Raw genomic sequence first — 8,611 nt, forward strand, 5'->3', positions numbered from 1 at the left:
CGGCCAAGCACGAGCTGCTCCTAGCGTGGGGCCGCGAGACCCGGTCCCGAGGCTCCTCTGCGCCGGTCCACGCGGTCGAGCCAGGGGGTGGCCGCGATCCCGTGCACGAGCACCGACGCGACGATGGTGAAGGCGACCGTGGACCAGAGCCACGGGAGGTCGTCGAACTCCGCCTCCCCAGCGGCGTAGGCGAGGTAGAACAGCGACCCGACGCCACGGACGCCGAAGAACGCCACCGCCCAGCGGTCGGACGAGGAGAGTCCGCCTGCCTTGGCGGCCGGCTTGGGCCACACGCCGAGCGCGATCACGCCCGCGGCCGGACGGATCACGAAGATCAGGGCGAGAGCGGTCACGACACCGGACAGCTCCAGCCCGTCCAGCAGGCCGTTGGTGGTCGCGATGCCGAGGAAGAGCAGTACGGCGAGGGTGAACAGCCGCTCGAGGCGCTCCACGACCTCGTGCATGGCCCGGTGGTAGTCGTGGGCGCGCTCGGAGGCGCGCATGGCCATCGCGCACGTGAAGACGGCGAGGAAGCCGTAGCCACCCACCAGCTCGGCGGCGCCGTACGACGCCAGCAGGGCCGCCAGCGCCAGGAGCGGCTCACCCTGCTCGGCGAGGCGCAGGGACGGCCGGCGCGAGCGGAAGGCCACCCGGGAGAGCGCCCAGCCGGAGGCGAGGCCGACCAGGACACCGATGACGACCTTGCCGATGAGGTACCACCCGATCCAGGTGCCGGCGTCGGCGAGCGTGAAGCTGCCGGCGGCCAGCAGGATCGCGAGGTAGACGAACGGGAAGGCAAGGCCGTCGTTGAGCCCGGCCTCGGAGGTCAGGGAGAAGCGCACCTCGTCGAGGCGCTCGGCCGTGTCACCGTCGTCGGAGTCCAACCCCGTCTCGAGCTCCTCGATCTCCTCGGCGGTCATCGGGCCACCGACCTGGACGTCGGATGCCAGGACGGGGTCAGTGGGCGCGAGCACCGCTCCGAGGAGCAGTGCGGTGGCCGGTCCCAGCCCCGCGTAGGCCCAGCCCAGCAGGGCGACCAGGCCGATGGTGATCGGCATGGCGATCGCGAGCAGGCGCCACGTGGGTGACCAGTAGCCCCAGGTGCGGCGGATGCGTGGGCGCAGGGGTCGGTCGAGTGCCAGGCCCACCCCCATCAGCGCCACGAGGACGGTGAGCTCCGTGACGTGCAGGACCAGCTCGCGGTCGGACTCGGGGTCCAGCGAGAGCGACTCGGGGATGGGGAACAGCCCGATCAGAAGCCCGATGCCGACCAGGACCATCGGCGCGGAGACGGCGACCCGGCGCAGCGCCTGGGGCAGCACGACAGCCAGCAGCAGGCACAGGCCTGCCACCAGGAACACGACGGCATCGGTCATCGACTCACCTCCTCGGAGCCGACTCAACCTAGTCCGGCCGCGACCCATTCCCCTGGTCGGGCGCGAAGCCGTGCGTCATGCCCCACACCACGGCCTGCGCGCGCCGGGTGACCCCGATCTTGCGGTAGGCGGTGCGGATGTAGGTCTTGACCGAGTTGATGCTCAGGAACACTGTCGCGGCGATCTCGTCGTTGGACAGCCCCTGCACGATCAGACCGATGACCTGGGCCTCCCGGGCGGACAGGGCGAGCGTCGACGCCGTCGACCCGTCTGTCGGGGCACCGGTCGAGGATGCCTGGGGCGTGGTCGGAGGGGCGGTCTCGGGCACGGTGCAACCCTGGCAGGAGACAGGCCCGGGTGCTGGCCTGCGGGTTCACCCGATGGGGTGAACGTGTGGACCTCGGCTCACGCCCCGCTGCCCGATGGCACAGTGGACGCATGAAGACCACCCTCGCCTGCCCTTGCGGCACCGTCATCCGCGGCACCGACGAGGACGACCTCGTCGAGCGCACCCAGGCCCACCTGGCCTCCGAGCACCCTGGGCGCGACTACGACCGGGACTCCATCCTGTTCATGGCCACCTGAGGACCGTGGTGGCTCGACTGCTGGTGGTCCACCACTCCCCCACGGACACCGTGCGGGCGCTGACCGAGGCGGTCGTCGCGGGCACCCGCGACGACGCGGTCACCGGTGTCGAGGTGGTCGTTCGCTCCGCCCTGGACGCGAGCGCCGCCGACGTGGCGGCGGCGGACGGGATCCTGCTCGGGACCCCGGCCAACTTCGGCTACATGTCCGGAGCCCTCAAGCACTTCTTCGACACCGTGTTCCTCGAGGCCGGTGGCGAGCTCGGCGAGGACGGTTCCGCGGGCGCGTCCGGTCGGGGCAAGCTGCCCTACGGGCTGTGGGTGCACGGTCGCTACGACACCACGGGGGCCGTCCGCTCGGTCCAGTCGATCGTCCAGGCCCTGCCCTGGACCCAGGCCGCGCCGGTGCTCGAGGTCCTCGGTGACGTGGGCGCCGACCAGCGGGACGCGGCGTACGAGCTCGGCGGGACCCTGGCGGCGCTGGTCGAACCCGTCTAGTCATCCCCCGGCGGAGCTCCACGCCCAGGTAACAGGATCAGGCCGTGGTTGTTACCTAGTCCACGGTCCTGCCACGGTTCGGTACGACGTCTCAGGTCCGGACACCGTGTGCCCTCATGCTTCCCCCATGTCAGCGACGAGGGGGCTCTCGGGCATGACCTGGGCCCGTGCAGTGACCATCCTCCTTCTCGTGCTCGGGGCGTTCGCCGTCCTTCCCACACCGGCGGCCACGGCCGCCGACCGGAACTTCGCGGCCCGCTTCACCACCAACGACACCGGCGACATCGACATCGTCGGCAACACGGTGATGACCTGCAACACGGCCGCGTCCGGATGCACCACCGCCACGGCCGCAGGACCGACGGCGACGGCGAACGCGGCCAACAACAATAACGCCTACTCGATGGTCTACGTCGATGTCGACAGCGACGCGACGACCTTCAACTCCAGCCGCTCGACCCTGGCGCTGCCGTCGGGGGCGACCGTGCTGTTCGCGGGTCTCTACTGGGGCGGCGAGGTGACCGCGGGGTCCGGAGGGTCGGCCGCGCCCAGCGCCGCAGCCCGTGGCACCGTCAAGCTCAGGGCTCCCGGCGACGCCGCCTACTCGACGATCACCGCGACCACCGTCGACGACGGCGCGATCATCTACCAGGGCTTCGCCGACGTGACCGCCCGTGTCGCGGCGGCCGGCAACGGGGTCTACACCGTCGCCAACCTGCAGACCGGCACCGGCGCGGACCGCCTCGGCGGCTGGTCGCTCGTCGTCGCCTACCGCGACACGAGCCAGCCCGCCCGCAACCTCACGGTCTTCGACGGCCTGAAGTCGATCAACGGCAGCGGCTCCGGGACGATCTCGGTCAGCGGCTTCCAGACCCCACCCGCCGGCACTGTCAGCACCACCGTCGGCTTCGTGACCTACGAGGGTGACCTCGGCCTGGTCGGCGACAGCGCCACGCTCAACGGCATCGCCCTGAGCGACGCCCAGCACCCGGCCACCAACTTCTTCGACTCCAAGATCAGCCGCGGCGGAGTGCTGCGCACGGGCAACAGCCCGAGCTACGCCAACAACCTCGGCTTCGACCAGTCCATGCTGACCGTCGGCAACACCTACATCTCCAACGGTGCGACCAGCGCGACGATCGGGCTCACGTCCTCCGGGGACGTCTACGCACCCGGGGTCGTGACCTTCGCGACCGACCTCTACGCACCCAAGATCGTGCAGACCAAGACCGTCACCGACGTCAACGGCGGACTGGTCGAGCAGGGCGACACGCTGCGCTACACCGTGTCGGGCGTCAACAACGGCCAGGACGGCGCGGCCGGCTTCGTGCTGCGCGACCCGGTCCCCGCCGACACGACCTACAAGCCCGGCTCCATCTCTGTCACCCAACCGGACGGCAGCGCCACGCCGCGCACCGACATCAGCGGAGACGACGTGGCGGAGTACGACGTCGCCAACGACCGTGTCGTCGCCCGGCTGGGATCCGGCGCGAGCGCGAGCGCCGGCGGGACCATCGGCGTCGGCAAGACCTACACCCTGGTCTTCGACGTGGTCGTCGACGGACCGGTGCCGGCCGTCGCCAACGGGACCACCATCGCGAACACCGCGACCGCCAGCTTCAACTCCGCCAGCCTCGGGACGGCCCTCACCGCCGCCTCGTCGGCGACCACGACGGTCGCAGGCCCGGACCTGGCTGTCACCAAGACCCACACGGGCTCGCTGGTGCTGGGGGCGGACGTCACCTACACGCTGGGCGTCAGCAACGTCGGGCCTGCTGCGTCGCAGGGCACCGCGACCGTCCAGGACACCCTGCCCGCCGGGCTGACCTTCGTCAGCGCCGTCGGCAGCGGCTGGACCTGCTCGCAGTCCGCCGGCACGATCACCTGCACCCGGGCCGATGCCCTGGCACCGGGCGCGGCCTTCCCGGGCATCGAACTCACCGCCACGGTCACCGACAGCGCCCCGGCCACGGTCGCCAACACGGTGACCGTCACCGGAGGCGGTGACGGCCTGGTCGGCAACAACAGCACGGTCGACAGCGCTCCGACGGTCGCCGTGACCGACCTGTCCCTCGCCAAGACCGCGGACGTGGCCTCGGTCGTCGTCGGCGGGTCCGTGAGCTACACGCTGAGTGTGACCAACCACGGCCCCTCGCGCTCCACCGGCTCCACCGTGGTCGACCACCTCCCGCCCGGGATGAGCTTCGTGTCGGCCGACCCGGGGTGCGTCAGCGTGCCGAGCGCGTCCACGGTCACGTGCACGGTGGGCGCCCTCGCGTCCGGCGCCAGCGCCACGATCCACATCACCACACGCCCCGACATCGGGACGGCTGGCAGCACGCTGACCAACAGCGCCACCGTGCACGCCCACGAGAACGACCCGACGACGGGCAACGACACCGCCACCTCGTCGGTCGACGTCAAGCCGGTCGACCTGCGGATCACCAACCACGTGCAGGGCGACCCCGCGACGCTCGTCCCCGGATCGACGTACACGTGGCTGCTGGACGTCCTCAACGCCGGCACCTCGCCGGCTGCCGACTCGATCGTCCGTTTCGCCGTGCCGACCGGGCTCACCGTGGTCGCCGGGACGCTCGACCCGCGTTGCTACCTCGACGGTGACGACGTGGTCTGTGACCTCGGCACCGTCGGCGCCGGCGCCGTGGTGCCCACCATCGCGATCCAGGCCACGGTCGCCTCCGGCGCCGCCGCCCCCACCTCGGTGGTCACCAACGCGGTGGTCTCCACGAGCGAGCCCGACATCGACACCGGCAACAACGCGGCCGCAACCGACACTCCCGTCGTCGCGGGCGGCTCCGACCTGTCGATCACCAAGACCACGACGACCACGACGGCCTCCCCCGGCGACCTGGTGACCTACACCCTCACCGTCGCCAACGCCGGTCCGGGCACGGCTGACGACGTGGTCGTCAGCGACGCGCTGCCGGGGGGCACGACGTATGTCTCGACCAGCGGCTCCCCGTGCACCGCCGTCGGGCAGAACGTGTCCTGCACCCTCGGCAACGTGCCTCCAGGCGGCTCCCGGGTCGTCACCGTCACCGTCCGGGTCGACCCCGTGAGCGCCACGACCACCGGAACGAGCCACCAGATCGACGTCACCAAGACCGAGACCAACCTCAGCCTCGCGGGCGGCCAGACGAGCAGCTCGACGGCGTCCTGCCCGGCCGGCTACCTCGCGACCGACGGCAGCGTCCGGCTCGACTCCGTCGACCAGGGCACCGGCGGCTTTGCCGACGCAGCCGTGCTCGCCAGCGCGGCGACCGCCGACGGTGCGGGCTGGACCGGGACCGTGCGCAACGGCGCGACCGGGCAGGTGCAGGCAAAGGTCACCGTCGTGTGCCTGAGCACGACCACCGTGACCGGCGAGGACCACACGCACGCGGTCCTCGTGTCGTCGCCCGTGACCTCGACGGCGACCTACGCCGCCGGGAGCTGGACCACCGACCTCACCTGCGGCGCCGGTCGCGTCGCCATCGCGCCGGGGTGGACCTTCACCGCAGGCGGCGGCGTCGTGCGCACGAGCCAGCGCAGCGCGACGGGCTGGCGCTTCGTGGTCGACGTGCCCACGTCGGCGGACGTGTCCTTCGGCATCCGCTGCCTCTCGACCTCGCTGGGCACCGCCGCCGGGCACGCGCACAACCTGGCGCTGCACCAGCTCGACGGCACCGTGGTGGTGCCGCCGGGAGCGACCGTGGAGCAGCAGCTGACCTGCGAGGACCTGGAGAAGGGCATCGTCGCCTCGTGGGACCTCGACGGTGGCCTCGTCTCCCTCGGCAACGATCCGCAGCCCAAGACACGGGTCTTCCGCTTCCACAACCCGACGTCGGCCCCGTTGACGGCGCGGATCGGGTTGCTGTGCATGGGCATCCAGACCGGCGCCGAGACCACGGTGCGCGACGTCGTGAACACCGCGCACGTCAGCACCAGCAGCACCGACGCGGACACCGCTGACGACGCAGGCTCGGCGACGTTCCGGGTCAGCACCAGCACCGGACCCACCAGCCCCGGCTTCGCAGCCGGCTCGACCGGCAGCGTTGCGGGCTCCGGCTCGCGGACGGTCGTGAGCATCCCGTTGCGCACCGTCAAGGCGCGCACGTTCACGGTGCGGCTCGTGGCGGCCTCGCGCGTCCCGGGCACCGGCCTGCGCAAGGGCGCGGTGCTCGCGCGGACCGTGACCCGCGTAGCGGCCGGGCGGCACGTCGTACGGCTGAGGGCCGAGGGTGCCGCTGCGGCGGCGCTGCGCTCCGGTCGGATCGACCGCGCCTCCCTGGTCGTCGTCGCAGGGGACGGGAGCAGGTCCGTCCGGGTCATCACCGTGCGCTGATCCTGCGGGGCGGAGGTACGATCAGGCTCGTCGTCAGGTCGCAGCTCCAGGGAGGGAACGCGGTGGTCCACCCATGGCTCCGACGGGCCGTGATGCCCCTGCTGGGACTCGTGTCCGTCGCGGTGCTCGCGGGCTGTGCCGAGGAGGCGCAGGGCCGCAACACCGATCCCGACCAGGTCGACTCCGTCGAGGTGCCCGAGCTCGGTGCGTGCCGCCAGCTCACCCCCGACGACGTCGCGATGCCGAGCAACGCGACGACGGTCGTCGAGTGCACCGAGCGGCACACGGCGCAGACCTATGCCGTCGGTGAGCTGCCCCCGGAGCTCGACGACGTCGACTACGACTCCGCCGAGCTCGGGTCCTTCGCCTACGACACGTGCTCCTCGAAGTTCGAGAAGTTCCTCGGTGCCGACGAGAGCCTGGTGATGCGCACGGTCGTGAGCTGGGCGTGGTTCCGCCCGTCCGAGAAGGCGTGGGACGACGGCGCCCGGTGGTACCGCTGCGACGTCGTCGGCGGCGGTGAGCAGAGCGAGAAGTACGTCGACCTGCCCGACACCGCCGAGGGCCTGCTGCTCGGGCGACCCTCGGACCGCTGGATGGTGTGTGTCGCCGGCGAGTCGGTGAGTGGCTCGCTGAAGATCCCGTGCAGCGAGAAGCACGACTGGCGTGCGGTCACCACGATCAAGCTGGGCGAGCCCTCAGACCCCTACCCCGGTGATCGCGTCGCCGAGGTCACCACCCGCGACTTCTGCTCCGACTCCGTCGGGGCGTGGCTCAACTACCCCGTCGACTACGACTTCGGCTACACCTGGTTCCACGAGGCGGAGTGGGAGGCGGGCAACCGTCGCTCGGTCTGCTGGGCGAGGACCCCCGACTGATGCTGCGTCGTCGTGCTCGCCTGCTGCTGCTGCCGGTGACGGGGCTGACGCTCCTCCTCGGCGCCTGCACGGACGGGTCCTCCTCGGAGTCGCCGGAAGCCGCACCGTCGGTGACCGCACCCGTCGAGCGCCCGTCGGCGACGCCCGTGCCCCCTCCCGAGGACCGCGCGTGCTACCGGCTGGCCTTCGACGACGCCCTCGCCCCGACCACGGCCGCCCGCACCACCGACTGTGACGGCACCCACACCTCGATGACCTTCGCGGTCGGCACCCTCGACACCGTCGTCGACGGCCACCTGCTCGCCGTCGACTCGGAGCGGGTGATGGCCCAGGTCGCCGAGGCCTGCCCCGCGGGGTTGGCCGACTTCGTGGGCGGGACGCTGCGTGACCGACGGTTGAGCATGCTGCGTGCCGTGTGGTTCACCCCGACCGTCGAGCAGTCCGACGCCGGCGCCGACTGGTTCCGCTGCGACGTCATCGCCGTCGCCGGCCAGGACGCCCTCGCCCCGCTGACCGGACGCCTCTCCGACGTGCTCTCGCAGCCCGGGGGGCGCGAGCGCTGGGCGATGTGCGGCACCGACGACCCCGACTCCCCCGACTTCGAGCGGGTCCTGTGCTCCCAGCCGCACTCGTGGCGCGCGATCGAGGTCGTGCCCTTCGAGGAGGGGCGCTACCCCGGCGTCGAGGCCGTTCGCGACGCCGGCCAGACGCCCTGCGAGGACGCCGGCCGCTCGGTCGCCGACGACGCGCTCAACTTTCAGTGGGGCTACGAGGGGCCGAGCAAGGAGCAGTGGGCCGCCGGTCAGACCTACGGCCGCTGCTGGGCGCCGGACTGAGGCCGGTCCTCGGCTCCGGGGGTTGCGGTTTTGTGACCCAACCCAGGGGCCACCGCCCCCCCCGTGGGGGTGGTGTGCAAAACCCCGGGGGCCG

Annotated in this window: 7 protein-coding genes; 5 read left to right on the forward strand and 2 right to left on the reverse strand. The window is 71.8% G+C overall.

Annotation, left to right across the window (positions count from 1 at the left end; genetic code table 11):
• Window positions 1–20: 20 nt before the first annotated feature.
• Window positions 21–1,376 carry a cation:proton antiporter gene (locus tag RMN98_RS09515; protein WP_309648575.1) on the reverse strand — a complete coding sequence of 452 codons (1,356 nt, stop codon included), beginning with the start codon at window positions 1,374–1,376 and terminating at the stop codon, window positions 21–23.
• 28 nt (window positions 1,377–1,404) lie between these two features.
• A complete protein-coding gene (locus RMN98_RS09520; RefSeq protein ID WP_309648576.1) occupies window positions 1,405–1,704 on the reverse strand; it encodes a helix-turn-helix transcriptional regulator in 300 nt (99 codons plus the stop codon).
• Between the two features lie 110 nt (window positions 1,705–1,814).
• Here RMN98_RS09520 and RMN98_RS09525 point away from each other — a divergent pair, with 110 nt between their 5' ends.
• The 5 genes from RMN98_RS09525 (at window position 1,815) to RMN98_RS09545 (ending at window position 8,517) form a co-directional block, all read left to right on the forward strand.
• Window positions 1,815–1,961 (forward strand): DUF1059 domain-containing protein, encoded by a 147-nt coding sequence (locus RMN98_RS09525; protein ID WP_309648577.1) that lies wholly within the window; start codon window positions 1,815–1,817, stop codon window positions 1,959–1,961.
• A gap of 8 nt (window positions 1,962–1,969) precedes the next feature.
• Window positions 1,970–2,458: an NAD(P)H-dependent oxidoreductase gene (locus RMN98_RS09530; RefSeq protein ID WP_309648578.1), complete on the forward strand. Its 489-nt coding sequence runs from the start codon at window positions 1,970–1,972 to the stop codon at window positions 2,456–2,458.
• A gap of 127 nt (window positions 2,459–2,585) precedes the next feature.
• Window positions 2,586–6,803: a hypothetical protein gene (locus RMN98_RS09535; RefSeq protein ID WP_309648579.1), complete on the forward strand. Its 4,218-nt coding sequence runs from the start codon at window positions 2,586–2,588 to the stop codon at window positions 6,801–6,803.
• A 92-nt stretch (window positions 6,804–6,895) separates the two neighbouring features.
• Window positions 6,896–7,681 carry a septum formation family protein gene (locus RMN98_RS09540; protein ID WP_309648580.1) on the forward strand — a complete coding sequence of 262 codons (786 nt, stop codon included), beginning with the start codon at window positions 6,896–6,898 and terminating at the stop codon, window positions 7,679–7,681.
• Window positions 7,681–8,517: a septum formation family protein gene (locus RMN98_RS09545; protein WP_309648581.1), complete on the forward strand. Its 837-nt coding sequence runs from the start codon at window positions 7,681–7,683 to the stop codon at window positions 8,515–8,517. Before RMN98_RS09540 ends, RMN98_RS09545 begins: the two co-directional genes overlap by 1 nt.
• Window positions 8,518–8,611: the final 94 nt, after the last annotated feature.

The sequence above is a fragment of the Nocardioides sp. genome (assembly GCF_031397825.1).
Classification (GTDB): Bacteria; Actinomycetota; Actinomycetes; order Propionibacteriales; family Nocardioidaceae; genus Nocardioides.

Coding starts and splice junctions, on each gene's coding strand:
- RMN98_RS09515 (WP_309648575.1), bottom strand. CDS start 1,376: ATGACCGATGCCGTCGTGTTCCTGGTGGCAGGCCTGTGCCTGCTGCTG.
- RMN98_RS09525 (WP_309648577.1), top strand. CDS start 1,815: ATGAAGACCACCCTCGCCTGCCCTTGCGGCACCGTCATCCGCGGCACC.
- RMN98_RS09535 (WP_309648579.1), top strand. CDS start 2,586: ATGTCAGCGACGAGGGGGCTCTCGGGCATGACCTGGGCCCGTGCAGTG.
- RMN98_RS09540 (WP_309648580.1), top strand. CDS start 6,896: ATGCCCCTGCTGGGACTCGTGTCCGTCGCGGTGCTCGCGGGCTGTGCC.
- RMN98_RS09545 (WP_309648581.1), top strand. CDS start 7,681: ATGCTGCGTCGTCGTGCTCGCCTGCTGCTGCTGCCGGTGACGGGGCTG.